General features: G+C 71.4%; 26 protein-coding genes. 14 read left to right on the top strand and 12 right to left on the bottom strand.

The features are described 5' to 3' along the window. Positions 1-35: 35 nt before the first annotated feature. The gene (locus E6R60_RS19735) at positions 36-950 is read right to left on the bottom strand and encodes a hypothetical protein (RefSeq protein ID WP_136327904.1); all 915 of its coding nucleotides are present in this window, start codon (positions 948-950) and stop codon (positions 36-38) included. Positions 951-1,029: 79 nt separating this feature from the next. Here E6R60_RS19735 and E6R60_RS19730 point away from each other — a divergent pair, with 79 nt between their 5' ends. The 4 genes from E6R60_RS19730 (at position 1,030) to recX (ending at position 4,766) form a co-directional block, all read left to right on the top strand. After that, positions 1,030-1,224, top strand: coding sequence for a DUF3046 domain-containing protein (locus E6R60_RS19730; protein ID WP_136327903.1), 195 nt, complete (start codon positions 1,030-1,032; stop codon positions 1,222-1,224). A 184-nt stretch (positions 1,225-1,408) separates the two neighbouring features. Next, entirely contained in the window at positions 1,409-2,578 is a 1,170-nt protein-coding gene (locus E6R60_RS19725) for an AI-2E family transporter (RefSeq protein WP_136327939.1), read from the top strand. 298 nt (positions 2,579-2,876) lie between these two features. Further along, complete coding sequence (gene recA / locus E6R60_RS19720) at positions 2,877-4,013, top strand: recombinase RecA (protein WP_136327902.1); 1,137 nt, start codon at positions 2,877-2,879, stop codon at positions 4,011-4,013. 3 nt (positions 4,014-4,016) lie between these two features. Then, a complete protein-coding gene (gene recX, locus E6R60_RS19715) occupies positions 4,017-4,766 on the top strand; it encodes a recombination regulator RecX (RefSeq protein ID WP_136327901.1) in 750 nt (249 codons plus the stop codon). A gap of 229 nt (positions 4,767-4,995) precedes the next feature. On the opposite strand, the gene E6R60_RS19710 is transcribed toward recX, so the two are convergent. After that, positions 4,996-5,637: a hypothetical protein gene (locus tag E6R60_RS19710; protein WP_136327900.1), complete on the bottom strand. Its 642-nt coding sequence runs from the start codon at positions 5,635-5,637 to the stop codon at positions 4,996-4,998. A gap of 500 nt (positions 5,638-6,137) precedes the next feature. On the opposite strand from E6R60_RS19710, the gene E6R60_RS37830 reads away from it, so the two are divergent. Beyond that, positions 6,138-6,272 (top strand): hypothetical protein, encoded by a 135-nt coding sequence (locus E6R60_RS37830; protein ID WP_276613988.1) that lies wholly within the window; start codon positions 6,138-6,140, stop codon positions 6,270-6,272. 167 nt (positions 6,273-6,439) lie between these two features. Beyond that, a complete protein-coding gene (locus E6R60_RS37825) occupies positions 6,440-6,808 on the top strand; it encodes a hypothetical protein (protein ID WP_276613987.1) in 369 nt (122 codons plus the stop codon). Between the two features lie 309 nt (positions 6,809-7,117). On the opposite strand, the gene E6R60_RS19700 is transcribed toward E6R60_RS37825, so the two are convergent. From E6R60_RS19700 to E6R60_RS19670, 8 genes are all read right to left on the bottom strand, one after another. After that, complete coding sequence (locus E6R60_RS19700) at positions 7,118-7,528, bottom strand: rhodanese-like domain-containing protein (RefSeq protein ID WP_136327899.1); 411 nt, start codon at positions 7,526-7,528, stop codon at positions 7,118-7,120. Beyond that, positions 7,525-8,034, bottom strand: a complete 510-nt coding sequence (locus tag E6R60_RS19695) for a cysteine dioxygenase (RefSeq protein ID WP_136327898.1) — start codon at positions 8,032-8,034, stop codon at positions 7,525-7,527. The genes E6R60_RS19700 and E6R60_RS19695 overlap by 4 nt, the downstream gene beginning before the upstream one ends. A gap of 105 nt (positions 8,035-8,139) precedes the next feature. Beyond that, positions 8,140-8,226 carry a putative leader peptide gene (locus tag E6R60_RS37965; RefSeq protein WP_346766078.1) on the bottom strand — a complete coding sequence of 29 codons (87 nt, stop codon included), beginning with the start codon at positions 8,224-8,226 and terminating at the stop codon, positions 8,140-8,142. A 94-nt stretch (positions 8,227-8,320) separates the two neighbouring features. Beyond that, positions 8,321-9,934 (bottom strand): FAD-dependent monooxygenase, encoded by a 1,614-nt coding sequence (locus E6R60_RS19690; RefSeq protein ID WP_136327897.1) that lies wholly within the window; start codon positions 9,932-9,934, stop codon positions 8,321-8,323. Positions 9,935-10,174: 240 nt separating this feature from the next. Further along, entirely contained in the window at positions 10,175-11,065 is an 891-nt protein-coding gene (locus E6R60_RS19685) for an amino acid ABC transporter permease (RefSeq protein WP_136327896.1), read from the bottom strand. Further along, positions 11,062-11,727, bottom strand: coding sequence for an amino acid ABC transporter permease (locus tag E6R60_RS19680; RefSeq protein ID WP_136327895.1), 666 nt, complete (start codon positions 11,725-11,727; stop codon positions 11,062-11,064). Before E6R60_RS19680 ends, E6R60_RS19685 begins: the two co-directional genes overlap by 4 nt. 74 nt (positions 11,728-11,801) lie before the next feature. Beyond that, positions 11,802-12,644 (bottom strand): glutamate ABC transporter substrate-binding protein, encoded by an 843-nt coding sequence (locus E6R60_RS19675; protein ID WP_136327894.1) that lies wholly within the window; start codon positions 12,642-12,644, stop codon positions 11,802-11,804. A gap of 69 nt (positions 12,645-12,713) precedes the next feature. After that, on the bottom strand, positions 12,714-13,499 hold the full coding sequence (locus E6R60_RS19670; RefSeq protein ID WP_136327893.1) for an amino acid ABC transporter ATP-binding protein: 786 nt from the start codon (positions 13,497-13,499) through the stop codon (positions 12,714-12,716). A gap of 337 nt (positions 13,500-13,836) precedes the next feature. Between E6R60_RS19670 and E6R60_RS19665 the strand changes: the two genes are divergently transcribed. Together E6R60_RS19665 and E6R60_RS19660 are read left to right on the top strand one after the other, a co-directional pair. After that, the gene (locus tag E6R60_RS19665; RefSeq protein WP_136327892.1) at positions 13,837-14,529 is read left to right on the top strand and encodes a response regulator transcription factor; all 693 of its coding nucleotides are present in this window, start codon (positions 13,837-13,839) and stop codon (positions 14,527-14,529) included. Positions 14,530-14,545: 16 nt separating this feature from the next. Then, positions 14,546-15,940, top strand: coding sequence for a HAMP domain-containing sensor histidine kinase (locus tag E6R60_RS19660; RefSeq protein WP_136327891.1), 1,395 nt, complete (start codon positions 14,546-14,548; stop codon positions 15,938-15,940). Positions 15,941-16,046: 106 nt separating this feature from the next. Here E6R60_RS19660 and E6R60_RS19655 read toward each other — a convergent pair whose 3' ends face one another. After that, positions 16,047-17,045, bottom strand: a complete 999-nt coding sequence (locus E6R60_RS19655; protein ID WP_136327890.1) for a TAXI family TRAP transporter solute-binding subunit — start codon at positions 17,043-17,045, stop codon at positions 16,047-16,049. A gap of 135 nt (positions 17,046-17,180) precedes the next feature. Between E6R60_RS19655 and miaB the strand changes: the two genes are divergently transcribed. Beyond that, a complete protein-coding gene (miaB, locus tag E6R60_RS19650; protein ID WP_206309461.1) occupies positions 17,181-18,701 on the top strand; it encodes a tRNA (N6-isopentenyl adenosine(37)-C2)-methylthiotransferase MiaB in 1,521 nt (506 codons plus the stop codon). Between the two features lie 216 nt (positions 18,702-18,917). Further along, entirely contained in the window at positions 18,918-19,631 is a 714-nt protein-coding gene (locus tag E6R60_RS19645) for a class III extradiol dioxygenase subunit B-like domain-containing protein (protein ID WP_136327889.1), read from the top strand. A 184-nt stretch (positions 19,632-19,815) separates the two neighbouring features. Here the strand turns inward: E6R60_RS19645 and E6R60_RS19640 are convergent, their stop codons facing one another. Next, on the bottom strand, positions 19,816-20,076 hold the full coding sequence (locus E6R60_RS19640) for an antitoxin (RefSeq protein WP_136327888.1): 261 nt from the start codon (positions 20,074-20,076) through the stop codon (positions 19,816-19,818). Positions 20,077-20,335: 259 nt separating this feature from the next. On the opposite strand from E6R60_RS19640, the gene miaA reads away from it, so the two are divergent. The 4 genes from miaA to E6R60_RS19615 all read left to right on the top strand — a co-directional run bounded on the left by miaA (position 20,336) and on the right by E6R60_RS19615 (position 25,076). Further along, positions 20,336-21,274: a tRNA (adenosine(37)-N6)-dimethylallyltransferase MiaA gene (miaA, locus tag E6R60_RS19635; protein ID WP_136327887.1), complete on the top strand. Its 939-nt coding sequence runs from the start codon at positions 20,336-20,338 to the stop codon at positions 21,272-21,274. A gap of 107 nt (positions 21,275-21,381) precedes the next feature. Further along, positions 21,382-21,822 (top strand): hypothetical protein, encoded by a 441-nt coding sequence (locus E6R60_RS19630; protein ID WP_136327937.1) that lies wholly within the window; start codon positions 21,382-21,384, stop codon positions 21,820-21,822. Between the two features lie 74 nt (positions 21,823-21,896). Further along, positions 21,897-22,769 carry a diaminopimelate epimerase gene (gene dapF, locus E6R60_RS19625; RefSeq protein ID WP_136327886.1) on the top strand — a complete coding sequence of 291 codons (873 nt, stop codon included), beginning with the start codon at positions 21,897-21,899 and terminating at the stop codon, positions 22,767-22,769. Positions 22,770-22,910: 141 nt separating this feature from the next. Next, positions 22,911-25,076: an HD domain-containing protein gene (locus E6R60_RS19615; RefSeq protein ID WP_136327885.1), complete on the top strand. Its 2,166-nt coding sequence runs from the start codon at positions 22,911-22,913 to the stop codon at positions 25,074-25,076. The last annotated feature ends 55 nt before the right edge of the window (positions 25,077-25,131 follow it).

Raw genomic sequence — 25,131 nt, 5'->3', positions numbered from 1 at the left:
GCCGGGGGCCCCGGCGGAGGGGCGCCGCGCGGTGGTCAGTCCAGGGCGCGCCCGTACGCCCGCAGTGTCTGCAGGGCTCTGAGCGTGACCAGGGGGCGCCCCTCCAGGGCCGTTCCCGGCGCCCACTGCCGCCAGGTGACCGGCCAGCCGCCGTCCGCCTGCTGCCCGGCGGCCAGGTGGTCCAGCGCGCGATCCATCTCCGCGTCGGTGAACCAGCGCCGGGCGAGCGATTCGGGCGCGCGGGCGTAGTCGTACGGAAAGTGCTGTTCACCTGGCGCGTACCCGGGCGCCACCGGGTACTCCGCGCGCCGCTCCGGATCCAGGGCGACGAGCCGCTGGTCGCGCACCAGACGTCCGAGCCGGTCGGCCGCGGCCTCGGCCCGCGCCCGGTCCGGCGCACCGTCGAGGAAGGCGACCGCCGCTTCGATCTCGTAGGGATGCGACACCTCCAGGGCGTCGACGGCCGCCCAGCAGAAGTCCGTGGCCCGGAACAGCCAGGCGTGCCACACCGAATTGCGGTGGAGGAGTCCGACGACGGGCCCGGTGACCAGCAGCTCGGCCGGTGGATGGTCGACGATCGGGATGAACGGCGCGGCCGGGTAGCCGCGCTGCGAAGGGAGCAGCGCGGGTAAAGCGCCTTCCTTGGTGGAGACCTCGGTCAGGAACCGGCAGATCCGTTCCACCCGGAGGCCGCCGCAGCGGTCGATGGAGTCGAGGACGCTCAGCGCGTGCGCCGTGTGCAGCGGCTGGCTGACGGGCCCCCGCAGATCGGGCTCGAGCGCGTGACCGTACCCGCCGTCCTCGTTGAGGAAGGCGGCGAGCGCCGTTTCCACGGCGTCCGCACTTCCTTCCAGGAAGTGATGGGCGAACCGCCGCTGTTCGAGGACGCGGGCCGTGAGCCAGATGAACTGCTCGGCACGGTTGAGGGGACTTGTTCCGGTTCCAGCCATGCACCGACCGTAGGACGGTGAGCGCTCGCGGGAAGGCCGGGCGGCCCGGCTGCACTCTCAGGAGCGGGATACTGATGGCATGCGGTTGACGATTTTCTGGGAACGGATGGCGGAGCACTTCGGCGCGGCGTACGCCGACTCCTTCGCGCGCGACCACGTGATGGCGGAACTCGGCGGGCGTACCGTGCGGCAGGCGCTGGACGCGGGGTGGGAGACCAGGGACGTCTGGCGCGCGGTGTGCACGGCCGTCGGCATCCCCCCGGACAAGCGCTGAAGCGCAGGCCGGCGCGGCGCGGCGGGCAGGACGGCTCCGGGACGTGCGACCGGTTGTCCGATCCGTAGGCGAGACTTGCTCCGTGGCACCGACAGACGAGACCGCTCAAGCCCAGCCGCCCCTCGACCCGCCCGTCCCGCCGACTGCGCCGCCGCCCCAGCCGTCAGGCGCCGGGCCCGCCCGCATGCCCGGCTGGCTGCCGCGTGCCATGGTGCTGGCCCTGGCGCTCTACGCCTGCTTCCGGCTCGGCAACTGGGCCTTCGACCAGCTCATCGGTCTGCTGATCAATGTGCTGATCGCCTTCTTCGTGGCGCTCGCGATAGAGCCCGCGGTGAGCCGGATGGCGGCCCGCGGCATACGCCGGGGATTCGCCACCTTCCTGGTCTTCCTCGTCGTGCTGGTCTTCGGCGCCGGTTTCGTCGTGCTGCTGGGTTCGATGCTGGCGGGCCAGATCGTCGACATGGTCGAGGACTTCCCGAAGTACCTCGACTCGGTGATCAACTGGGTCAACCAGAACTTCCGTACGGACCTCTCCCGCGTCGACGTGCAGGACAGCCTTCTGCACTCCGACTGGCTCCAGAAGTACGTCCAGAACAGTGCGACCGGCGTGCTCGACGTGTCCGCCACGGTCCTCGGCGGTCTGTTCCGGCTGTTGACGATCTTCCTGTTCTCGTTCTACTTCGCGGCCGACGGTCCCCGGCTGCGCCGCGCGCTGTGCTCCGTCCTCCCGCCCAGCCGCCAGGCCGAGGTGCTGCGGGCCTGGGAGATCGCGGTCGACAAGACGGGCGGATACCTCTACTCGCGCGGTCTGATGGCGCTCATCTCCGGAATCGCGCACTACATCCTGCTGCTGGCCCTCGGAGTGCCGTACGCACCGGCGCTCGCGGTCTGGGTGGGGCTCGTCTCGCAGTTCATCCCCACGATCGGTACGTATCTGGCGGGTGCCCTCCCGATGCTGATCGCGTTCACCGTCGACCCGTGGTACGCGCTGTGGGTCCTCGGTTTCGTCGTCGTGTACCAGCAGTTCGAGAACTACGTGCTGCAGCCCAAGCTGACCTCGAAGACCGTCGACATCCACCCGGCGGTCGCCTTCGGCTCGGTCATCGCCGGCACGGCGCTGATGGGCGCCGTCGGAGCGCTGATCGCCATCCCGGCCGTCGCCACCCTGCAGGCCTTCCTCGGCGCCTACGTGAAGCGCTACGCCGTCACGGACGACCCGAGGGTCCACGGACGTCGTCAGGGGCGGCGCGGCGAACGGATGTCCGCGCGGCTGCGCCGGCTCTGGCACGCCCCCGAGGACGAGGACGGGCAGGGGGAGGACGAGGAGCCGCAGGGCCCGCAGCCGCGCCCCTGAGCGGCGGACCCCTCCGGCAGTGGCCCCCCTCGTCCGGCACCCGATGTGGTGTCGCGCACACGATCTTGACTGTCCGGACGACTGCTGCTAGGGCGCTATCCTGAGGGCGAGCCGGTGCGGCGTGGTGTGCTTGACACCAAAATCGAACATCCATTCTCATGGGGTTTCCGGCCGGGTTTTTCCCGGGCCCGACCGTGGAGTTGTCCACAGGCCGGGAGGACGTCGAGGCCCATTGTCAGTGGCAGGGGTTAGCGTCTTTGACGTGAAGCGATCGACTCAAGCAAATCGGGTGGAACCCATGGCAGGAAACGACCGCGAGAAGGCGTTGGACGCCGCACTCGCACAGATTGAACGGCAATTCGGCAAGGGTGCGGTGATGCGCCTCGGTGAGCGGCCGAACGAGCCCATCGAGGTGATTCCCACCGGGTCCACCGCGCTCGACGTGGCGCTCGGCGTCGGCGGCCTGCCGCGTGGCCGTGTCGTGGAGGTGTACGGACCGGAGTCCTCCGGTAAGACGACGCTGACTCTGCACGCCGTGGCGAACGCGCAGAAGCTCGGCGGCACGGTTGCCTTCATCGACGCCGAGCACGCCCTGGACCCCGAGTACGCCAAGAAGCTCGGCGTCGACATCGACAACCTCATCCTGTCCCAGCCGGACAACGGCGAGCAGGCCCTCGAGATCGTGGACATGCTGGTCCGCTCGGGCGCGCTCGACCTGATCGTCATCGACTCCGTCGCGGCGCTCGTGCCGCGGGCGGAGATCGAGGGCGAGATGGGCGACTCGCACGTGGGTCTGCAGGCCCGTCTGATGAGCCAGGCGCTGCGGAAGATCACCAGCGCGCTCAACCAGTCCAAGACCACCGCCATCTTCATCAACCAGCTCCGCGAGAAGATCGGTGTGATGTTCGGCTCGCCGGAGACCACCACCGGTGGTCGCGCGCTCAAGTTCTACGCCTCGGTCCGGCTCGACATCCGCCGTATCGAGACGCTCAAGGACGGCACCGACGCGGTCGGCAACCGCACCCGCGTCAAGGTCGTCAAGAACAAGGTCGCGCCGCCGTTCAAGCAGGCGGAGTTCGACATCCTCTACGGCCAGGGCATCAGCCGCGAGGGCGGCCTGATCGACATGGGCGTGGAGCACGGCTTCGTCCGCAAGGCCGGCGCCTGGTACACGTACGAAGGCGACCAGCTCGGCCAGGGCAAGGAGAACGCCCGCAACTTCCTCAAGGACAACCCCGATCTCGCCAACGAGATCGAGAAGAAGATCCTGACGAAGCTGGGTGTCGGGGTCCGGCCCGAGGCCGAGTCCGCCGAACCCGGTGCGGACGCGGCGGGCGCGGCAGGTGCGGCGGCTCCGGTGGACGGTGCGGCGAAGGCGGTGCCCGCTCCGGCCGGCAAGGCCAAGCCGGCCAAGACGGCGGCGGCCAAGAGCTAGCCCGTGACGCGCCGTACGGAGTGGCCGGGCAGCGCCGCCGATCCCGGCGCGGGCCCCGGCTTCGAATTCGCCGCCGGACACACGGCCGGACCGGACGACGAGCCCGGCCTCTCCCGCGAGCCGGGCACCAGGACCGGCCGCGGCAGAGGCAGGGGTGCGGGAGCCGGATTCGGTGAGGGGGCGGGGCGCCGTTCCCGCTCCCGTTCCAGGGACAGCGGTTCCCCCTCGTCGTCGAGGGCCGAGGAGGGGGAACCGCGCGATCCGGTCGAGGAGGCGCGCAACATATGTCTGCGCCTGCTCACCGGGACTCCGCGCACCCGCAAGCAGCTGGCGGACGCCCTGCGCAAGCGGGAGATCCCGGATGAGGCGGCCGAAGAAGTGCTGTCGCGCTTCGAGGACGTCGGGCTGATCGACGACGCCGCGTTCGCGGATGCGTGGGTGGAGTCCCGGCACCACGGACGCGGTCTGGCCCGCCGCGCGCTGGTCCGTGAGCTGCGGACCAAAGGCGTGGACGCCGCCGTGATCGACGAGGCCGTCGGCCGGCTCGACTCCGATCAGGAGGAGGAGACGGCGCGCGAGCTCGTCGCACGCAAGCTCCGGTCCACAAGGGGCCTGGAGCGCGACAAACGGCTTCGCCGTCTTGCGGGCATGCTCGCGCGCAAGGGGTACGGGGAGGGCATGGCCCTGCGCGTGGTGCGCCGGGCACTGGAAGAAGAGGGCGAGGACACGGAGGGGCTGGACGAGCCGTTCTGAGCGTCCTCGCGGTCGCGGTCGCCGTGGCAGCGGCAGCCGCACGCACGTCGCCAGTGACTCCGGCCCGCGTGGCCCGGGCCGACGGCACGCGTCGTCGTGGCCGCCCTGTGGCTCTGATCTGCGCGGCCCGGTCGCGCCTCGCGCCCATCGCCTGTCGAGCCGCGCACCTGTCGCCCGGCAGGCTTGCGTGCTCCGTTGAGCTTCCTCGCCGTTGTCCGCCGTCGGGGTGCTACTGCCCGGCGCGGGCCGCACGGCTGATGGTGGCGTCGATCAGGGCGAGGGCTTCCGCGGCGGTGCGCCCCGGGTAGCGGTTCCATGGCCCGATCAGTCCGGTCCACCCCTGGGCACGGAGCTCGGAGATCAGCCAGGCGCCGGCGCGGTCCACGGTGTACGCAGATCCGTAGCCCAGACGGTGAGCCGTGAGCATGGCACCACAGACGCAGCGGGCGCCCCGGGCGTTGCGAAGCCGGTACGGGGTGTTCTGCCAGCCCCATTCGGTCAGGATCTGCCGGGCATGGGCGAGATGGACGGAGGGCCGCACCTCCGGCTGTCCGATGCGCCGCCAGGCGTGAAGGCGGTCCGGCAGCACCGCACCGATACGCCCGGGAAGCGGACGCTCGCGTGGCAGGGGCGCCGGCAGCGCGCGCACTGTGTCGGAGATGAGCTGTTCCACCGGCACGGACAGCAGATCGCGCCAGTCGCCCGACGAGTCCGGTCGGCCCTGCGCCGGACCGGATGAGACGGGGTTCGGAGGTTCGGGGACGGTGCGGTCCCACCCCTTGACGATCTCCTGCCAGGCCTCCGTGTCATGGAGGCGAGCGGCCTGGAGGTCCAGTTCGTCGGGGGTGAGGGCGATCGTGGGGGTCGGCATGGGTGCGGCTTCCCGTCGTGGCGTGGCAAAGCGATGCCGTGGTGGTGCGGTGCACAGCGATGCCGTGGCGGTGTGCGGCGGTGCCGTGGTGGCCGTCGCCGTTGAGGCGAATGTCCGTCCGGTCCGCGGTTCGCTCCACCGGAGCAAGGCCATACGGGTGTGTCGCGGCGGCATCCGGTGATTCGGAGCGGCTGACCGGGACGTCCGGACGTGATGCGGCTGGCCGGGAGCCCCCGATGTGAAGCGGCCGATCCGGATCGGCTGGCCGGGAGCCCTGATGTGAAGCGGCCGACTCGGATCGGCTGGCCGGGAGCCCTCGACGTGAAGGGGCCGACCTGGAGGGCCGACCCGAAGTGGCCGCCCGGGAGTGGCCGATACGGAGCGCTCGGCCGGGTGGCCGTTCAGCGGCGGGGAGTCGCTCGGGTACGGGGGAAACCGCCGGGGAAGAGGTCGGAACGCTCCAGGGCACAGACATCTGTGCACACAGCAGTGTGTGATGCATGCCAGACAAGCCCGGCGGCGCCGAGATCACGGAGCTGGCCGCTCTCAAGGCCCTCGCCCAGCCGCGACGCCAGCAGATGCTTCAGCACCTCACGCTCCACGGCCCGGCGACCTCGCCCGTGCCCCGGCTCTGAACTCCGGGGCCACCAGCCACCACCTGCGCGAACTCGCCCGGTACGGCTTCGTCGCCGAGACCGTTCCGCAGGTGCCGGGTGGGCGCCGGGCGCGGTGGTGGCGGGCGCTCCCCGGCGACCGCCGGTTCCCGCCGCCGTCCCGGCGCACGCCCGGAATGCGGGCCGTGATGGAGGAGCTGAACCGTCACGCGTACGCCGCCGACCTCGAACTCTTCGAGCGGCTCCAGCGCGAGAGCGGGGCCGCGGGGGACGGCGGGGGACCCGACGAGTGGGCCGACGCGCACGCGTACTCACGGGGCTCCGTGCGGCTCACGCTCCCCGAACTCCAGCAGTTCTTCGAGGAGTACATCGCTCTCATGAACCGCTACAAGAGACCCGACGCCGAGACCCCGCCGGGCGCCCGCACGGTCCACACCCGCCTGCTGGCCTTCCCCGGGCCGGGCGAATACGCCCACGACTCCCGGGACCCCCATGGCTCCCGGGACCCCCATGGCTCCCGGGACCCCCACGGCTCCGGCCCGGCAGGCTGGCCCTGAAGGCCCGCCCGGTCGAGGCCGTCACGAGCCGGTGACGTCCGGCCGGACGGCCCGGCGCACACCCCAACCGCGCCACCGGTCCCAAGCCCCCGGGTTCCGAAGCCCCCGGGTTCCGAAGCCCCCGGGCTCCCAAACCCCCGGGCTCCCAAACCCCCGGATCCCGAAGCCCGCGAGCCGATGGGCGCGGGACCGATGACCGGGCCCCGGTCACCGAACCCCGAAGGCGCGCGGGCCCCAGTGACCGGGCCCCGGCGGCTCCCGGTCACTGGACCCGGAAGGTGCCGAGGCCCTGACATCCCGGGCTCCCGGTCACCCCTCGACCGGGAGCCCCGCCGCGCGCCAGGCCTGGAAGCCGCCGATGAGGTCCGTCGCCCGGTACAGTCCGAGCCGGTGCAGCGACTCGACGGCCAGGCTCGACGCGTACCCCTCGTTGCAGATCACCACCACCCGCAGGCCGTGGCTCACGGCCTCCGCGGCGCGATGGCTTCCCTGCGGGTCCAGCCGCCATTCCAGTTCGTTGCGTTCGACGACCAGCGCCCCAGGGATCAGCCCGTCCCGCGCCCGCAGCTCCGCGTAGCGGATGTCCACGAGCAGCGCGCCCTCTTCGGCCGCCGCCTTCGCCTCCCGCGGTCCGAGCCGCTCGAAGCCGGTCCGGACCCGTTCCAGGAGTTCGTCGATCCCGACCGGGTGGTCACCACCCCCAGGCTGTACGCCGCTCACTGCCAGTCCTCCGGGCGTTCGGTCTGCTCAAGGCGGAGTACCGCACCGTTGCGGCTGTAGCGCCGGATCTGCGGCAGCGGCGGGTAGTAGGCGTGGACGGAGACGGCGTGTTCCGTGGCGGACTCGTTCAGCACCTCGTGGACGTGGTGCCGGTCGAAAGCCTTGCCCTGCCCCGCCGTCAACTCCCGGCTCCGGTCGATGTCCTCGGCCAGTTCCAGGGTCTTCCAGCCGTCGGTCGGCAGCCGGGCGGCGAGGGCGTGCTCCTTCAGCGTGCCGGCCGCGGTGAGGAAGGCGCCGACGGAGTTCGCGTGGTCGTGCCAGCCGGTGCCGGTGCCGGGCGGCCAGCCGATCAGCCAGGCCTCACTGCCGCCGGGGCCGTCGAGCCGGATCCAGGTACGGCCCTCGGGATCGAGGGGAAGGGAGGCGATGAGCGCGGTGTCCGCGGCGGTGCGGCGGACGAAGTCGAGCAGTTCCGCAGCGGTCGGACCGGGGTCGGTCGTACGCACGGGGACAGGGGAGGGGAGGGGCGAGGCAGACACGGGACCGTCCTGAGAGTTCGCGTGGAGGCCCCTGCCGCACGTCACAGCGCGCGGGGGGCAGGAGGAAGCGATTCAGAAGGACGGTCGACACACGCAGCCCGCATAGCGAAGCAGGTCCATATGGACCCTCCGCCACAGGCGCACATCGGTGTCGGTCATGGTCGGGAGTACACCATGTGCGCCTGCGTCGGTCAATCGGCGTCTGCGGTCCGGCCGGGCGCCGGGAGGTGCGGGCGCGGTGCGCTCACCTCGCTCAGTTGACGTCCGCGGTGCGGTCGGAGCCTACGGACGTGAGGACCGCGCCGCCGCGCGCCGCGTCCGCCGCCGCGCGGAGTTCGGCCGGCCGGACCCCGCCGAACGACTCCACCAGATGGCCGTCCGGCCTGATCAGCAGCACCGTGTGCGCGGACGCGGCCGGGTAGCTCTCGGCGACCAGCAGCTCGGCCTTCACGGGCAGGGCGTCGACCGTCTCGACGAGCCGGGGCATGATCCCGGCCCGCATCCAGTGCCGCCGGTCCCACACCCCGGTACCCGGGGCCACCAGCACCACCAGCAGATGCCCCTGCCCCAGGCGCTCCCGGAGCCGTACGCGTGTTCCGTCCGGAGCCGTGACCCGTACATCGGCGACCGGCGCACCCGGGGGCGTACCCACCGCGGTGTGCGCCTCGGCGCGCGGGGGCGCGAGGGGGGAATGGGAGTAGGAGGGGGGCGCACCGAGGGGGCCGCAGCCCAGATGTCCGTCGGTGAGCAGCGAGTCGTGCCCCCGTGCGCTCCCTGGCACGAGGGTCCGCAGGCCCCCGCCGCCCCGCAGTATCGGCAGCGACTGGTCGGCTGCGCGCAGCCGGGAGGCGACCGCGGCCCGGCGCTCGGCCTGGTAGCTGTCGAGGAGGACGTCGGACGCGCCGTGATGCCAGGCGAGCGCCAGCTTCCACGCGAGGTTCTCGGCGTCCCGCAGCCCCTCGTCGAGCCCCTGGGTGCCGAGGGCGCCCAGCAGATGCGCGGCGTCCCCGGCCAGGAAGGCCCGCTTCACCCGCCACCGCCGCGCGAGCCGGTGGTGGAGCGTGTAGACGCCGGTGTCCAGGAGTTCGTACGGCGGGGTCTCGCCGCACCAGCCCGCCAGGGTGTCCCGGACCCGGCTGACCAGCACGTCCGGCGTGACGAGCTCACCGCGGGGCGGCAGCAGCCAGTCCAGCCGCCAGACACCGTCCGGCAGCGGCCGTGCGGTGACCTCGGCGCCACCGGTGCGCCAGGGCGGCAGCCGGTGCAGCACGGCCTCGCCCGGCCAGGGCAGCTCGGTGCGCAGCGCGGCGACGGCGTGCCGCTCCACCGCCGTACGCCCGGGGAAACGGATGTCGAGGAGCTTGCGCACGGTGGACCTCGCCCCGTCGCAGCCGACGACGTAGCTCCCGCGCCACCAGGTCGAACCGGGCTCCCGGGTGTGGACCGTGACCCCGTGGGGGTCCTGCTCCAGCGTGTCGATCCGGCTGGGCCCCGCCGTCTGTACGAGTTCCTGCGCGGCCACCGCGTTCCGCAGGCCCCGCACCAGCGCGTGCTGCGGTACGTGGACGGGGGCGGACGGCAGGCCGCCGAGGGCCGCACCTTCGGCGAGCGGCAGTTCCCGTACGAGCTGCCGGCGCCGCATGGACCGCCAGCCGGACCAGCGAAGGCCCTCGTCCTGGAGCGTCTTGCAGCCGAGCCGTTCCACCAGGTCGGCGGTGTCCTCGCGCAGCACCACCGTGCGGGCCGGGCGCGTCTCGTCCCTGCCGGGATCCTCGTCGAGGAGCACCGAGGGCACGCCCTGCGCCGCGAGCGCGAGCGACAGCACCAGGCCCACGGGCCCGGCACCGACGATGATCACCGGGTCCACGGCGCGGCCCCCGGAACTCCTGTGGTCGGACGCGAGGAGGCGCACGAGAAGAGCGAGGAGGCCGGGGCGGCCCCTGAGGCGGAATGCGGCGTCGAAGGAGATGCGGCGGTGGAGGCTCGGGGCGCGATCACAGAACGTATGCAACCTACTGCCGGTGCGTGCGTCAAGTGACACCGGAACGCGGCGAGGGGCGGTGGCAGACGCGCCACCGCCCCTCGAGGGATCCTCGCCGACGACCCGTCAGGCGGAGGCCGGGTCCATGACGAGCTCCGGCTCACCGACCGTCGTCGGTGCGCCCCCGCCGCCGTCGCTCTTCTTGCGCTGCCGCAGCCGTCGCTCCAGCCAGCTCGCGAACGAGGTGAGGGAGAAGTTCAGGGCGATGTAGATGACGGCGATGACGGTGAAGCACGCGATGGTGTTCGCGCCGTAGTTGGCCGACATCGGCCGGACGGACGCCAGCAGTTCGGGGAACGTCATCATCGCGCCGCCCAGGGCGGTGTCCTTCACGATCACCACGAGCTGACTGACGATCGCGGGCAGCATGGCGGTCACCGCCTGCGGCAGCAGGACGAAGACCATCGTCTGACCCTTGCGCATGCCGATCGCCTTGGCGGCGTCGGTCTGCCCCTGGGGGAGCGTCAGGATGCCGGCGCGCACGATCTCGGCGAGCACCGACGCGTTGTAGAGCACCAGTCCGGTGATCACGGCGTACAGCGGACGCGTGTCGGTGTCGACGTTCGTGTACTCGGCGTACACCGCGTTCGCGATGATCATCAGAATCAGTACCGGGATGGCGCGGAAGAACTCCACCACCACACCGGAGGGCATCCGCAGCCACCGGTGGTCCGAAAGCCGGCCGATACCGAACAGCGCGCCCAGCGGCAGCGCGATGATCAGCGCGAAGAACGCCGCCTTCAGCGTGTTCCAGAGCCCTGGCCAGAGATACGTCTCCCACGGCTGGGGGCTGGTGAAGAACGGCTTCCACTTGACCCAGTCGAGCTGGTGCTTCGAGGCGAGGCCGTCGTAGACCCACCAGACCACGACCGCGGCGACGAGGACGAAGAGGGCCGTGTAGAGGATGTTGCGCCGTTTGGCGCGCGGTCCCTGGGCGTCATAGAGGACGGAGCTCATCGCTTCACCGCCACCTTCTTGCTCACCCAGCCGAGAAGGAGGCCGGTGGGGAGGGTCAGAACGATGAATCCGAACGCGAAGATGGCCGCGATCAGCAGCAGTTGCGCCTCCGCCTCGATCATGCCCTTCATCAGGTACGCCGCCTCCGCCACCCCGATCGCGGAAGCGACGGTGGTGTTCTTCGTCAGCGCGATCAGCACGTTGGAGAGCGGGTTGACGACCGAGCGGAAGGCCTGCGGGAGAATGATCAGCCGCAGGACCTGAGCGAACGTGAGGCCCAGGGCGCGCGCTGCTTCGGCCTGGCCGACCGGCACCGTGTTGATGCCGGATCGCAGGGCTTCGCAGACGAACGCCGCGGTGTACGCGCTCAGGGAGAGAACCGCGAGCCGGAAGTTGATGTCGGTGAAGTCGCTGGCGCCGAGCTTGACGTCGAGCGTCTGGAAGAGGCCCAGCGACGAGAACACAATGATCACGGTCAGGGGTATGTTCCGGACCACGTTCACATAGCCGGTCGCGAAACCGCGCATCAGGGGGACCGGGCTGACCTTCATGCCGGCCAGCAGCGTTCCCCATATGAGGGAGCCGAGGGCGGAGTAGACGGCGAGTTGCACCGTCACCCAGAACGCCCCAAGCAGGTCGTAACCATCAAGAAAGTCGAACACGATCTCCCGCGCTTCCGCGTGTAGAAGGGCACGGCGCGCCGCCTTCAGTGGCGGCGCGCCCGGTCAGCCCCGCTTCACTTGACGACGTTGCCGATCTTGGGGGCCGCTTCGTTCTTGTAGCCCGCCGGACCGAAGTTGGCCTTCACGGCCTTCTCCCACGAACCGTCCGAGACCATCTTGGTCAGCGCGTCGTTGATCTTCTTCTTGAGGTCGGCGTCACCCTTCTTCAGGCCGATGCCGTAGTTCTCGTTGGTCATCTTGAAGCCGGCCAGCTTGAACTTGCCCTTGTGGGCGTCCTGCGAGGCGTAACCGGCCAGGATGCTGTCATCCGTGGTCAGCGCGTCGATGACCTTGTTCTCCAGGCCGGTCAGGCACTCCGAGTATCCGCCGTACTCCTGGAGCTGCGCCTTCGGGGCCAGCTTCTCCTTGACGTTCTTCGCCGAGGTGGATCCGGTGACCGAGCAGAGCTTCTTGTTGTTCAGGTCCTCGGGCGACTTGATCGTGCTGTCGTCGGCGCGGACCAGGATGTCCTGGTGCGCGAGGAGGTACGGGCCGGCGAAGTCGACCTTCTGCAGCCGCTCGTCGTTGATCGAGTAGGAGGCGGCGATGAACTTCACGTCACCGCGCTCGATCGCCGTCTCGCGGTCGGCGCTCTTCGTCTCCTTGAACTCGATGTTCTTGGCGTCGTAGCCGAGTTCCTTGGCGACGTACGTGGCGACATCGACGTCGAAGCCCGTGTACTTGCCGTCCGGGGTCTTCAGGCCGATACCGGGCTGGTCGATCTTGATGCCGATCGTGATCTTCTTGCCGCCGCCCGACCCGGCCGAGTCGTCCTTGTCGTCGGAGCCACAGGCGGTGGCGGTCAGGGCGAGGGCGAGCACGGCGGCCGAGGCGGCGGTGACCTTACGAAGCTGCATGGTGAATTTCCCTAGAGTTGACGCGAGGTGAGTGATCGGCCGGTCCGGGGACCGGCGGCGAAGGCTCCATCAGTGGTGAAGGATCTTCGACAGGAAGTCCTTGGCCCGGTCACTGCGCGGGTTGCTGAAGAACTGGTCGGGCACGGTCTCTTCGACGATCTTCCCGTCCGCCATGAAGACGACCCGGTTCGCCGCGGAACGCGCGAAGCCCATCTCGTGGGTGACGACGACCATGGTCATGCCGTCGCGGGCGAGCTGCTGCATGACCTCCAGCACCTCGTTGATCATCTCCGGGTCCAGCGCGGAGGTCGGCTCGTCGAAGAGCATGACCTTCGGGTCCATCGCCAGCGCCCGGGCGATCGCCACACGCTGCTGCTGGCCGCCGGAGAGCTGGGAGGGGTACTTGTCGGCCTGGGTCCCGACGCCCACCCGGTCGAGCAGCGAACGCGCCTTGTCCTCGGCCGTCTTCTTGTCCGTCCTGCGGACCTTGAGCTGGCCGAGCGTGACGTTCTCCAGCACCGTCTTGTGGGCGAAGAGATTGAACGACTGGAAGACCATGCCGACGTCGGCACGCAGCCGCGCCAGTTCCTTGCCCTCCGCGGGCAACGGCTTCCCGTCGATCGAGATCGCGCCCGAGTCGATCGTCTCCAAGCGGTTGATCGTGCGGCACAGCGTGGACTTCCCGGACCCCGAGGGCCCGATGACGACCACGACCTCGCCACGGGCGATCGTCAGGTCGATGTCCTGGAGCACATGCAGCGCGCCGAAGTGCTTGTTGACGTTGCTCAGCACAACCAGGTCGCCGGCCGCGGGTGCAGCGTCCTCGGCGCCCTTGGTCACTGAAACTCCGCTCATCGGCTTTTTGCTCCGTCCTCCTCGGTTGGGAAGGACCTTAGTGACGCAGTGCGACCAGCGTCATTACATCTGAGCGGAAATTGAGCATAACGATCCGGCGGCAACCGGACACTCCGCGTGAACGGGACGCCTCGGCGGCCCCCGGGGCGTACCGGGTGCATAACGGAAACGTCGATGCAACAGGCGGGCTCTTGACTGGCCCTCCGTGATCGGGGTGGATGCTCTGGTACACCCTGACGTGAAACGCCCCGGTACGGGGAAGTAACCGGAGGTGTACGCGACCGTACAGTCACCGCACACCTGCGGAGATCACCGCGCACCGGCGGAGAGGGGGGCCATGAGACTGCTGCTCGTCGAGGACGACAACCACGTCGCCGCAGCCCTGTCCGCGATCCTCGCCCGGCACGGCTTCAAGGTGGTCCACGCCCGCAGCGGCGAGGAGGCCCTGCAGGCGCTCCTCCCCGCCGACACGGAACCGTTCGGCGTCGTGCTCCTCGACCTCGGCCTCCCCGACCAGGACGGCTACGAGGTCTGCGGCAAGATCCGCAAGCGCAGTTCCGTACCCGTGATCATGGTGACGGCGCGGGCCGACGTCCGCTCACGGATCCACGGACTCAACCTCGGCGCCGACGACTACGTGACCAAGCCGTACGACACCGGCGAACTCCTCGCCCGTATCCACGCCGTGAGCCGTCGCAAGGCGGGCAGCGAGGACACCGCGCCCACCCCCGTCGCCGCGCTGCGTCTGGGGCATGTGCACATCGAGCTGCCCACCCGCCGGGTGAGCGTCGACGGCAGCGAAGTACAGCTCACCCGCAAGGAGTTCGACCTGCTCGCGCTGCTCGCCCAGCGGCCCGGCGTGGTGTTCCGCCGGGAGCAGATCATCAGCGAGGTGTGGCGTACGAGCTGGGAGGGGACGGGGCGCACCCTGGAGGTGCACGTGGCCTCCCTGCGCTCCAAGCTGCGGCTGCCCGCCCTGATCGAGACCGTGCGCGGGGTCGGCTACCGCCTCGTCGCACCGTCCGCGTAGAAGGCGTCCCTTCCCCTTGCGCACCCGGCTGCTTCCGCTGCTCATCGTCCTCATGGCGGCCGTCCTGCTCGCGCTCGGCTTCCCGCTGGCCGTGAGCGTGGCGGCGGCTCAGCAGCAGCGCGTCGTGATCGACCGCATCGACGACACGGCGCGCTTCGCCGCACTCGCCCAGTTCATCACCGAGCGCACCGTCGGCTACGACGAACGACGCCGCACGCTCCAGGGCGAGCTGGCGACGTACGACTCGGTGTACGGCATCAGGGCCGGCGTCTTCTACCGCGACGACTCCGCGATGGCCAAGGCGCCGGCGTCCTGGATCCTGCCCGTGGAGGGCGAGGGCCGCGAGGCGTTCAAGGAGGCGCTGCTGGGCCGCCGCAGCCACGATCCGCCGCAGGTGTGGCCCTGGCAGGACGGCCGCGTGGTCGTGGCCTCGCCCGTCGTCCGGGACGGCGATGTGATCGCCGTCGTCGTCATCGACTCGCCCACCGGCCAGATGCGCGCCGCCACACTCCGCGGCTGGGTGCTGATCGCCGCGGGCGAGGTGATCGCGATGCTGGTGGCCGTCGGCGCCGCCAACCGGCTCACCGGCTGGGTGCTGCTCCCCGTGCGGACGCTGGACGCCGCAGCCCACGACATCGCCAGCGGCCGGATGCGGTCCCGGGTCGCGGTGTCCGGCGGCCCGCCGGAACTCAGGCGGCTGGCCCGTTCGTTCAACGAGATGGCCGACAACGTCGAGGACGTGCTGGAGCAGCAGCGGGCCTTCGTGGCGGACGCCTCGCACCAGTTGCGGAATCCACTGGCCGCGCTGCTGCTGCGGATCGAGCTGCTCGCCCTCGAACTGCCCGAGGGCAACGAGGAGATCGCCTCGGTGCGTACGGAGGGCAAGCGCCTCGGACAGGTGCTCGACGACCTCCTGGACCTGGCGCTGGCCGAGCACGCCGACGCCGATCTCCAGCTCACGGACATAGGCGCCCTCAGCTCCGAACGGGTCAACTCCTGGCGGCCGGTGGCCGAGGAGAAGGGCGTACGGCTCATCGCGGACGGCCTCCCGGCCGTCACGGCCTGGGCCGATCCCATCGCGCTGTCCAGCGCGCTCGACGCCGTGATCGACAACGCTCTGAAGTTCACTCCCGAGGACGAGGAGGTCCGGGTCACCGTCGCCTCCGACAGCACCCGCGTGACCGTCGTCGTCGCCGACCGGGGGCCGGGGCTCACCGAGCAGGAGATGGAGCGTGTCGGTGACCGGTTCTGGCGCAGCTCACAGCATCAGAACGTACGGGGCTCCGGCCTCGGCCTCTCGATCTCCAAGGCGCTCCTCGCCGCCAGCGCCGGTTCGCTGGCCTGCACCCGGAACGAACCCCACGGGCTGCGTGTGACGGTCTCGGTGCCGCGCAACGGACCGCAGGGCTGAGAGCCGGCATCGTCCAGCAGGCCCCCGGCCCTCTGGATGCCCCCCGCCCCCGGCATCCCGCGCGACCGGCTACGGGGCCGGGAAGCCGGCCCGCTTCGGCGGGGTCTCAGGGCTTGACCGAGCGGTAGTAGCGCTTGGCCCCCTCGTGCAGCGGCAGCGGATCCGTGTAGATCGCCGTCCGCAGGTCCACCAGCTGTGCGGCGTGCACCTCACGCCCGATCCGGTCCCGGCTGTCGATCACCGTCCGGGTGAACGCCTCCGTCATCGCGGGGTCGGTGCGGTTCGTGGTCACCAGCACGTTGGCCACCGCCACCGTGGGGACGGCCTGCCCCTGCTGCGCGTTGAGGTAGGCGTCGGCGGGCATCACGGCCGAACGGTAGAAACGGGTGGATCCGCCGGCGGCCTGGAGCTCCTTGATGAGCGGGTCCTCCAGCGGAACCAGCCGGATGGAGAACCGGTCCGAGAGATCGGCCACCGCACTCGTGGGCAGCCCGCCGGACCAGAAGAACGCGTCGAGCCGCCCGTCCTCCAGCAGCTGCGGCATCGTGTCGATGCCCACCGGCACGGCCGTCACATCGGCGGCGGGGTCCAGGCCCGCGGCCGTCATCAGGCGGTCGGCGACCAGCCGCACCCCCGACCCCGGCTGCCCGACCGCCACCGTCTTTCCCCGCAGATCCCCGACCCTGCGGATGTCGGAGTCCCGCTTCACGACCAGCTGGATGTAGTCGTCGTACAGCCGGACACAGCCGCGCAGCCGGTCGGCACCGGGCTTGCGGTCCCTGAGGTACGTGGCGACGGCATCGGTCGTCGCGATGGTGAAGTCGGCCTTGCCCGTCGCCACCCGGGCGATGTTCTGCTGCGACCCCTCGCTGGTCTGGAGCTGTATCGACACCTCGGGAAGATCCTTGGCGAGGGCGGCCTTGAGCCGCTCCCCGTAGCGCTGGTAGACGCCGCTGCGCACCCCGGTGCTGAACGACAGCGTTCCGTTCGGTGCGGGGTCCGCGAGGGGCAGCAGCCACCAGAGCAGCAGCCCGAGCACGACGAGGAGGGCGGCGCCCGCCCGCAGCGAGCGACGCCGGCCGATTCGGGACAGAGCCGGGAGCATGGCGGCGATCCTGCCAGGTGGTTCCCGGCCCTGGCCAGGGGTGCCGGCCGATCTCACGCCTCGTACGGGGGCCGGGGCGCGGGCCCGGAGGCCGCCCGCTGCGGGAGGCGCCCGTGCAGCGCCTACCCTTGTCGCATGAGCAGCGGCAACCGGAGCGAAGCAGTGGACGTCAGAAAAAGCTATGAGGTGCGCACCTACGGGTGCCAGATGAACGTCCACGACTCCGAGCGGCTGTCGGGACTGCTGGAGGACGCCGGCTATGTGCGGGCGCCCGAGGGCTCCGACGGCGACGCCGACGTGGTCGTCTTCAACACCTGCGCGGTGCGGGAGAACGCCGACAACAAGCTCTACGGGAACCTCGGCCGCCTCGCTCCGATGAAGACGAAGCGCCCCGGGATGCAGATCGCGGTCGGCGGCTGCCTCGCGCAGAAGGACCGCGACACCATCGTCCAGCGAGCCCCGTGGGTCGACGTCGTCTTCGGTACGCACAACATCGGCAAGCTGCCCGTGCTGCTGGAGCGCGCCCGTATCCAGGAGGAGGCGCAGATCGAGATCGCCGAATCCCTGGAGGCGTTCCCCTCCACGCTGCCCACGCGCCGTGAGTCCGCGTACGCCGCGTGGGTCTCGATCTCCGTCGGCTGCAACAACACGTGCACCTTCTGCATCGTTCCGGCGCTGCGCGGCAAGGAGAAGGACCGCCGGACCGGCGACATCCTGGCCGAGATCGAGGCGCTGGTCGCCGAGGGTGTCTCCGAGATCACCCTGCTCGGCCAGAACGTCAACGCGTACGGCTCCGACATCGGCGACCGCGAGGCCTTCTCCAAGCTGCTGCGCGCCTGCGGCCGGATCGAGGGCCTGGAGCGGGTCCGCTTCACCTCCCCGCACCCGCGCGACTTCACCGACGACGTGATCGCGGCCATGGCCGAGACGCCGAACGTGATGCCGCAGCTCCACATGCCGATGCAGTCGGGCTCGGACACGATCCTGAAGGCGATGCGCCGCTCGTACCGGCAGGAACGCTTCCTCGGCATCATCGACAAGGTGCGGGCCGCGATGCCCGACGCGGCGATCTCCACCGACATCATCGTGGGCTTCCCCGGCGAGACCGAGGAGGACTTCGAGCAGACCATGCACGCGGTCCGGGAGGCGCGATTCGCCAACGCCTTCACCTTCCAGTACTCCAAGCGCCCCGGGACCCCCGCCGCCGACATGGAGGGGCAGATCCCCAAGGAGGTCGTGCAGGAGCGGTACATGCGCCTGTCCGCCCTCCAGGAGGAGATCTCCTGGTCGGAGAACAAGAAGCAGGTGGGCCGCACGCTCGAGGTCATGGTCGCCGAGGGTGAGGGCCGCAAGGACGGGGCCACCCACCGGCTCTCCGGCCGCGCACCCGACAACCGCCTGGTCCACTTCACGAAGCCGGACCAGGACGTCCGGCCGGGTGACGTGGTGACCGTCGAGATCAGCTACGCCGCCCCGCACCACCTGCTGGCCGAGGGCGCGCCCCTCGGGGTGCGTCGGACCCGCTCGGGGGACGCCTGGGAGAAGCGCACCGCCGCCGCGGCCGCCAAGCCCGCCGGGGTCATGCTGGGCCTGCCGGGGATCGGCGCGCCGGCACCGCTGCCCGCCGCCTCGGCCCCGGGCTGCGGCTGCGACTGACGGACGGCAGCGACGGACGGGCGGACGGACGGTCCGGCTCCCGGCGCGGCCGTCGGCTGCCGGCCGTCTCGGGGCCGGCTACCCGTCCGGCGGCAGCCTCGGGGCCGGCGGCCCGTCCGGCGGCCGTCGCGGGGCCGGCTCCCTGCTCCGTGGGCCGGAGCGGTGGCCCGCGGGGGTCCGCCGGGTGCGAGACGGCCGACCAGTACGCTGCCCCTCATGCTTGTCGCCGCCGCTGTCTGCCCCTGCCCGCCGCTGCTGGTCCCCGACGTCGCCGCCGGTGCCGCGCCCGAGCTCGACGGAGCAAGAGCCGCGTGCACCGATGCGCTGGGCGTGCTCGCGGCCTCCCGGCCCGATCTGCTGGTCGTGATCGGCCCGGCGGACCTCGCGGGGCGCGGTACTCACCCCGAGGGCGCCACCGGCGGTTTCCAGGAGTTCGGCGTGGATCTCGACGTCCGGCTGGGCCGGGACCTGGGGACCGTCGCCGAGCGCCGGCTGCCCCCGTCCCTCGCGGTCGGCGCATGGCTGCTGGCCGGCACCGGGTGGGCGGGTGCCCCGGTCGAGGCGCTCGGCGTGGGCGAACCGCTGGAGACCGGCCGCTGTACGGAGACGGGGCGCGCGCTGGCCGCTCGCGCGGACCGGGTCGCGCTGCTGGTCATGGGCGACGGCAGTGCCTGCCGCACCCTGAAGTCGCCCGGCTACCTGGACGAGCGGGCCGTCGGGTTCGACGCGGAGGCGTCGCGCGCGCTGGGCGCCGCCGACACGGCCGCGCTGATCGCGCTGGACGAGGCGCTGGCGTACGAACTCAAGGCCGCGGGCCGCGCGCCCTGGCAGGTGCTCGCGGGGGCGGCCGAGGGAGCCGGGCTGGACGGGCGGCTGCTGTACGACGACGCGCCGTACGGCGTGGGGTACATGGTCGCGGCCTGGTCCTGACCGCACCCGCCGAGGGCGGAACGGACGACACGACGGCCTGACCGCACCCCTCGCAGGCGGAACGGACCACAGGACGGCCGGAACATCACCCGGGCCGGAGACCTGGCCGGAACACACCACGACCGGGGAGTGATGCCGCTCCCCGGCCGTCATGGCGTCGTGCCGTCCCGCGCGCGGCCCGGTGTCAGGAGGCGGGGGGCGGCGTGCTGCCCGGAGGTGGCGGCGTGCGGCCGCTGTCCTTCTGGGACAGCCGGTCCACGGCTTCCTTGGCCTTCTGCGTGCCGGTCACGATCTTGTCGCTGTACTTGCCCTTGGTCTTCGCGTCCACCGTCCGCGCGGCCTTGTCGAGCCCCTGGTCGATCTTGTCCCCGTGCTGCTGCGCGAGGTCGCTCACCTTGTCCTTGGCGGGGCTCAGCTTCGCCTTCAAATTGTCCATGAAGCCCATCGGACACCTTCTCTGCTGGGGGCTGCGTGCGGGTGTTCTCCCAGGTCCCGCTACCCGTCGCGCCGCCCCGTACTCCCGTCCGCGGCATCGGCGGTGCACGAGGACAAACGGTGGAACCATGAGAAAGCACCCATATGTAGACATCATTTTACTCGGCGGAGTGTGACGGGGCGGCCACCCTCACCGACCGGCCCAGCCCGTTCCTCTCCGATTCCCCGCTCATTCGGGGAACGGCCCCGAGGTTTGCGAGACTGTGGCAGTGAGAAGTCCAGCTCCCGCTCCGCGGGTCATCGCCGTCGTCGGTCCCACCGCAGCCGGAAAGTCCGACCTGGGGGTGTTCCTCGCTCAGCAGCTCGGGGGCGAGGTGGTCAACGCCGACTCCATGCAGCTCTACCGGGGAATGGACATCGGCACCGCCAAGCTGACGCTCGACGAGCGCGGCTCCGTCCCCCACCATCTGCTGGACATCTGGGACGTCACCGAGACCGCCAGCGTCGCGGAGTACCAGCACCTGGCCCGCGCCGAGATCGACCGGCTGCTCGCCGAGGGCCGCACACCCGTGCTGGTGGGCGGTTCCGGCCTGTACGTGAAGGGTGCGATCGACGCTCTCGAGTTCCCCGGCACGGACCCCGCCGTCCGGGCCGCCCTCGAGGCGGAGCTCGCCGAGCACGGCTCCGGAGCGCTGCACGAGCGGCTCCGCGCGGCCGACCCCGAGGCGGCCCGCGCGATCCTCCCGGGCAACGGCCGCCGCATCGTGCGGGCCCTCGAAGTCATCGAGATCACCGGCAAACCCTTCACCGCCAACCTGCCGGGGGACGACCCGGTCTACGACGCCGTCCAGATCGGCGTCGACGTGGCGCGTCCCGAACTCGACGAGCGCATCGCCCTGCGCGTCGACCGGATGTGGGAGGCCGGGCTCGTGGACGAGGTACGCGCCCTGGAGGCGCGGGGCCTGCGGGAGGGGCGCACCGCCTCCCGGGCCCTCGGCTATCAGCAGGTGCTCACCGCCCTCGCGGGGGAGTGCACGGAGGACGAGGCGCGCGCCGAGACCGTGCGTGCCACCAAACGCTTCGCCCGCCGCCAGGACTCCTGGTTCCGCCGCGACCCGCGCGTCCAGTGGCTGAACGGCGCCGCCGAGCACCGCGGGGAACTCCCCGGCCTTGCGCTGGCGTTGGTCGAACGAGCGGTTACAGCCTGATCACGTGATGGCATCGGGAAGCCCTGCCCGTCAATCCGGCGTCCTGCGGCGTGCCATCATCGAGCATCGATCGACCAGTGGAGTCCGAGTTGGGAGGGCGCGTGGCGATGGAGGCCGGCCCTCGCGACACAGAACAAGACGCACCGGACGCGCAGCACGGAGCAGGACGTCTGAGCCCCGACGGGCCCGATGAGCTCGCCGTGGCCCCCGAGGTCGAGGTGGAGCTGCGTCCCGCCCGGCGGATGCGCATCTGGCAGCTCGCGCCGATCGTCATGCTCGCCGCGCTGGGATCGCTGATGTTCGCCTTCCCCCTCGCCTTCGAGGTGGGCGACGGCGGCCCGGTGGTCGCCATGCTGGGACTGCTGATCAGCTGCTGCGCCGCGGGCTGGGGCATGATGGCCGCCCGCCGCGTCGGCCACACCTGGCCGGGTCTGCCGTCCCGGTCTTCCGGGGAGCGGGCCGACTGGCGGGTGATCGCGCTGTACGTCGTCGTGTGCGCCGTCCTGGTCGCGCTGGCCGTCTGGCGCGTGGCACGACTGCGGGGCTGACCGGCCCGGGCGGCCATCCGCCCCGCGGCGGGCCGGTTCACCGGGCTGTCGGTGCGGGCTCGTACAGTTGTCCTGTGACCACCTCGCAGATCGCCTTCCTCAAGGGCCACGGCACCGAGAACGACTTCGTGATCGTCCCCGACGCCGACAACGCCATGGACCTGCCGGCGTCCCTCGTCGCCGGGCTGTGCGACCGTCGCGCCGGAATCGGCGGCGACGGTCTGCTCCACGTCGTGCGGTCCGCCGCCCACCCCGAGGCGCGGGCCATGGCCGACGAGACCGAGTGGTTCATGGACTACCGCAACGCCGACGGCTCGGTCGCCGAGATGTGCGGCAACGGCGTGCGGGTCTTCGCCCGCTATCTGCAGCACGTGGGAGCCGTCGAGGAGGGCGACCTCGCGGTGGCCACCCGCGGCGGCGTGAAGAAGGTGCACCTGGCCAAGGACGGCGACGTCACCGTCTCCATGGGCCGCGCCCTGCTCCCCGGCGACGGGGTCACCGTCACCGTCGGCGGCCGCAGCTGGGACGCCCGCAACGTGAACATGGGCAATCCGCACGCGATCGCGTTCGTCGACGACCTGGCGCATGCCGGGAACCTGTTCACCGAGCCGTCCTTCGCGCCCGCCGCCGTCTACCCCGACGGGGTCAACATCGAGTTCGTCGTGGACCGCGGTCCACGCCACGTCGCGATGCGGGTCCACGAGCGCGGTTCCGGCGAGACCCGCTCCTGCGGAACCGGCGCGTGCGCGGTGGCCGTCGCCGCGGCCCGCCGGGACGCGGCGGACCCGGCGGAGACCGGGGCCGCGGTCACGTACACCGTCGATCTGCCCGGCGGCACCCTGGTGATCACCGAGCACCCGGACGGCGAGATCGAGATGACCGGACCGGCCGTGATCGTCGCCGAGGGCATGATCGATCCGGTATGGCTGGAAACGCTCAAGGGGTAGGGCTTCGCTCGAATGGGTGATCCGTTTCACGCTGGGCGAGAGCGGCGCTCCGCCGCGTGGTGGGGTCGGTAGCATCAAGCACCGGCCCCGGAGGCGCGACCGCACCTTCCCACCGCCGGTCGACGTTGCCGGAGGTGCCCCATGAGCGCAGAGGCCACCAATCCAGGTGCCGCCCCCGTCCGCAGACGGGGCCGCCCCCGGATCGATCTGCGCAGACTCGGCCGCGTCGCCCTGCTGGGCCCGGTCTCCCGGGACCGGCTGCCGGACGCCATCGCCCACGTCGCCGAGGCGCACCGCGCCCACCACCCGGACGCCGACCTGTCCGTGCTGCACCGGGCCTATGTCCTCGCGGAGAGCTCGCACCGCGGACAGATGCGCAAGAGCGGCGAGCCGTACATCACGCATCCGCTCGCGGTCACCCTCATCCTCGCCGAGCTCGGCGCCGAGACCACCACGCTGACCGCGTCCCTCCTCCATGACACGGTCGAGGACACCGAGGTGACCCTCGACCAGGTGCGCGAGCAGTTCGGCGAGGAGGTCTGCTACCTCGTCGACGGCGTGACCAAGCTGGAGAAGGTCGACTACGGGGCCGCCGCCGAGCCGGAGACCTTCCGCAAGATGCTCGTCGCCACCGGCGACGACGTCCGGGTGATGTCGATCAAGCTCGCGGACCGGCTGCACAACATGCGCACGCTCGGCGTGATGCGTCCCGAGAAGCAGGCCCGCATCGCCAAGGTCACCCAGGACGTCCTGATCCCCCTCGCCGAACGACTCGGTGTGCAGGCGCTCAAGACCGAGCTGGAGGATCTGGTATTCGCCATCCTCCACCCCGAGGAATACGCACACACCAGCGCCCTCATCTCGGCCGCGACCGCTACGGCGGAGCCTCTCACCGCCGTCGCGGACAAGGTCGCCTCCGTGCTGAGGGAGGCGGGCATCACCGCCGAAGTAGCCTTCAGGCCACGCCACTTCGTCTCCGTGCACCGGGTCCGGATGAAACGCGGCGAACTGCGCGGCAGCGACTTCGGGCGCCTGCTCGTGCTCGTGGCCGAGGACGCCGACTGCTACGCCGTCCTGGGGGAGCTCCACACCTGCTTCACGCCGGTGATCTCCGAGTTCAAGGACTTCATCGCCTCACCCAAGTTCAACCTGTACCAGTCGCTGCACACCGCGGTGGTGGGTCCGGACGGCGAGGTCGCCGAGGTCCTCATCCGTACCCACCGCATGCACAAGGTCGCCGAGGCCGGCGTGATCGCGCTGGGCAATCCGTACGCCGCGGACGGCACGGCCCCGAGCGCCGAGTCCGCGGCCGACGCCGCGCCGGGCGCCGAATCCACCGACGGCGAACGGGCCGACCCGACCCGCCCAGGCTGGCTCTCCCGCCTGCTCCAGTGGCAGCAGTCCGCCCCCGACCCCGACACCTTCTGGACCACCCTGCGCGCCGACCTCGCCCAGGACCGTGAGATCACCGTCTTCCGCACCGACGGCGGAACGCTCGGCCTGCCCGCGGGCGCCACCTGCGTCGACGCCGCCTACGCGCAGTACGGGGACGCCGCGCACAGCTGTATCGGGGCCCGGGTGAACGGCCGGCTGGCCACCCTCAGCACCGTGCTCGGCGACGGTGACACGGTCCAGCCGCTCCTCGCCGAGGACGCCGCGTCCGGGCCCTCGCCCGACTGGCTCGACCACGCGCGGACGCCCACCGCCCGCATCGCCATCACCGGCTGGCTCGACGCCCACCCGGGGGCCGCCGAATCCGCCGAGGGCAGCGCGCCCGAAGGCGGCAGTCCGGGCCCCCAGCCCGACCGGTCCTCCCGGCCCGCGCGCCCCGGTCCGACCGGCATGGCGCCCCGCACCGTGAGCGCCGTGGTCGAGCGGCCCGACACCACGGTGCGTCTCGCGGGCTGCTGCACCCCCGTGCCCCCCGACGAGGTCACCGGCTTCACGGTGCGCGGCGGCGCCGTGACCGTGCACCGCCTGGAGTGCCCGGTCGTGGCCAGGATGGAGGCCGTCGGCCGGGTGCCGGTCGTCGTGAGCTGGGGCGACGCCGCCGAATGCCGGGTGACCCTGGTCGCGGAGTCCTTCGGCCGGCCCCGGCTCCTCGCCGACCTCACCGAGGCGATCGCCGGTGCGGACGCGGCCGTCATCTCCGCCACCGTCGAACCCCCCAGCGAACAGCGCGTACGCCACACGTACACCCTGCAACTCCCCGACGCGGCCGGACTGCCCGCGCTGATGCGCGCCATGCGCGACGTGCCGGGGGTGTACGACGTGAGCCGCGCCCAGCACCCGGCAGGCGCGATCTGACCGCGAGACGCCTGCCCGGCACGGTGGCCGGGGGCGGGCGCCGGGGCCGTCCGCG

Source organism: Streptomyces sp. A0642, assembly GCF_004795105.1.
Taxonomy (GTDB): domain Bacteria; phylum Actinomycetota; class Actinomycetes; order Streptomycetales; family Streptomycetaceae; genus Streptomyces.
This window is presented reverse-complemented; position numbering and strand designations above follow the sequence as displayed.

Excerpts from the sequence above, each read along its gene's own strand:
- miaB (WP_206309461.1), top strand. The coding sequence starts at position 17,181 with ATGAGCAGCGGCAACCGGAGCGAAGCAGTGGACGTCAGAAAAAGCTAT.
- recA (WP_136327902.1), top strand. The coding sequence starts at position 2,877 with ATGGCAGGAAACGACCGCGAGAAGGCGTTGGACGCCGCACTCGCACAG.
- E6R60_RS37965 (WP_346766078.1), bottom strand. The coding sequence starts at position 8,226 with ATGACCGACACCGATGTGCGCCTGTGGCGGAGGGTCCATATGGACCTG.
- E6R60_RS19730 (WP_136327903.1), top strand. The coding sequence starts at position 1,030 with ATGCGGTTGACGATTTTCTGGGAACGGATGGCGGAGCACTTCGGCGCG.
- E6R60_RS19630 (WP_136327937.1), top strand. The coding sequence starts at position 21,382 with ATGGAGGCCGGCCCTCGCGACACAGAACAAGACGCACCGGACGCGCAG.
- E6R60_RS19710 (WP_136327900.1), bottom strand. The coding sequence starts at position 5,637 with ATGCCGACCCCCACGATCGCCCTCACCCCCGACGAACTGGACCTCCAG.
- E6R60_RS19615 (WP_136327885.1), top strand. The coding sequence starts at position 22,911 with ATGAGCGCAGAGGCCACCAATCCAGGTGCCGCCCCCGTCCGCAGACGG.
- E6R60_RS19675 (WP_136327894.1), bottom strand. The coding sequence starts at position 12,644 with ATGCAGCTTCGTAAGGTCACCGCCGCCTCGGCCGCCGTGCTCGCCCTC.
- E6R60_RS19725 (WP_136327939.1), top strand. The coding sequence starts at position 1,409 with ATGCCCGGCTGGCTGCCGCGTGCCATGGTGCTGGCCCTGGCGCTCTAC.
- E6R60_RS19735 (WP_136327904.1), bottom strand. The coding sequence starts at position 950 with ATGGCTGGAACCGGAACAAGTCCCCTCAACCGTGCCGAGCAGTTCATC.
- E6R60_RS19640 (WP_136327888.1), bottom strand. The coding sequence starts at position 20,076 with ATGGGCTTCATGGACAATTTGAAGGCGAAGCTGAGCCCCGCCAAGGAC.
- E6R60_RS19645 (WP_136327889.1), top strand. The coding sequence starts at position 18,918 with ATGCTTGTCGCCGCCGCTGTCTGCCCCTGCCCGCCGCTGCTGGTCCCC.
- E6R60_RS19685 (WP_136327896.1), bottom strand. The coding sequence starts at position 11,065 with ATGAGCTCCGTCCTCTATGACGCCCAGGGACCGCGCGCCAAACGGCGC.
- E6R60_RS37825 (WP_276613987.1), top strand. The coding sequence starts at position 6,440 with ATGGAGGAGCTGAACCGTCACGCGTACGCCGCCGACCTCGAACTCTTC.
- E6R60_RS37830 (WP_276613988.1), top strand. The coding sequence starts at position 6,138 with ATGCCAGACAAGCCCGGCGGCGCCGAGATCACGGAGCTGGCCGCTCTC.
- E6R60_RS19670 (WP_136327893.1), bottom strand. The coding sequence starts at position 13,499 with ATGAGCGGAGTTTCAGTGACCAAGGGCGCCGAGGACGCTGCACCCGCG.
- E6R60_RS19655 (WP_136327890.1), bottom strand. The coding sequence starts at position 17,045 with ATGCTCCCGGCTCTGTCCCGAATCGGCCGGCGTCGCTCGCTGCGGGCG.
- E6R60_RS19665 (WP_136327892.1), top strand. The coding sequence starts at position 13,837 with ATGAGACTGCTGCTCGTCGAGGACGACAACCACGTCGCCGCAGCCCTG.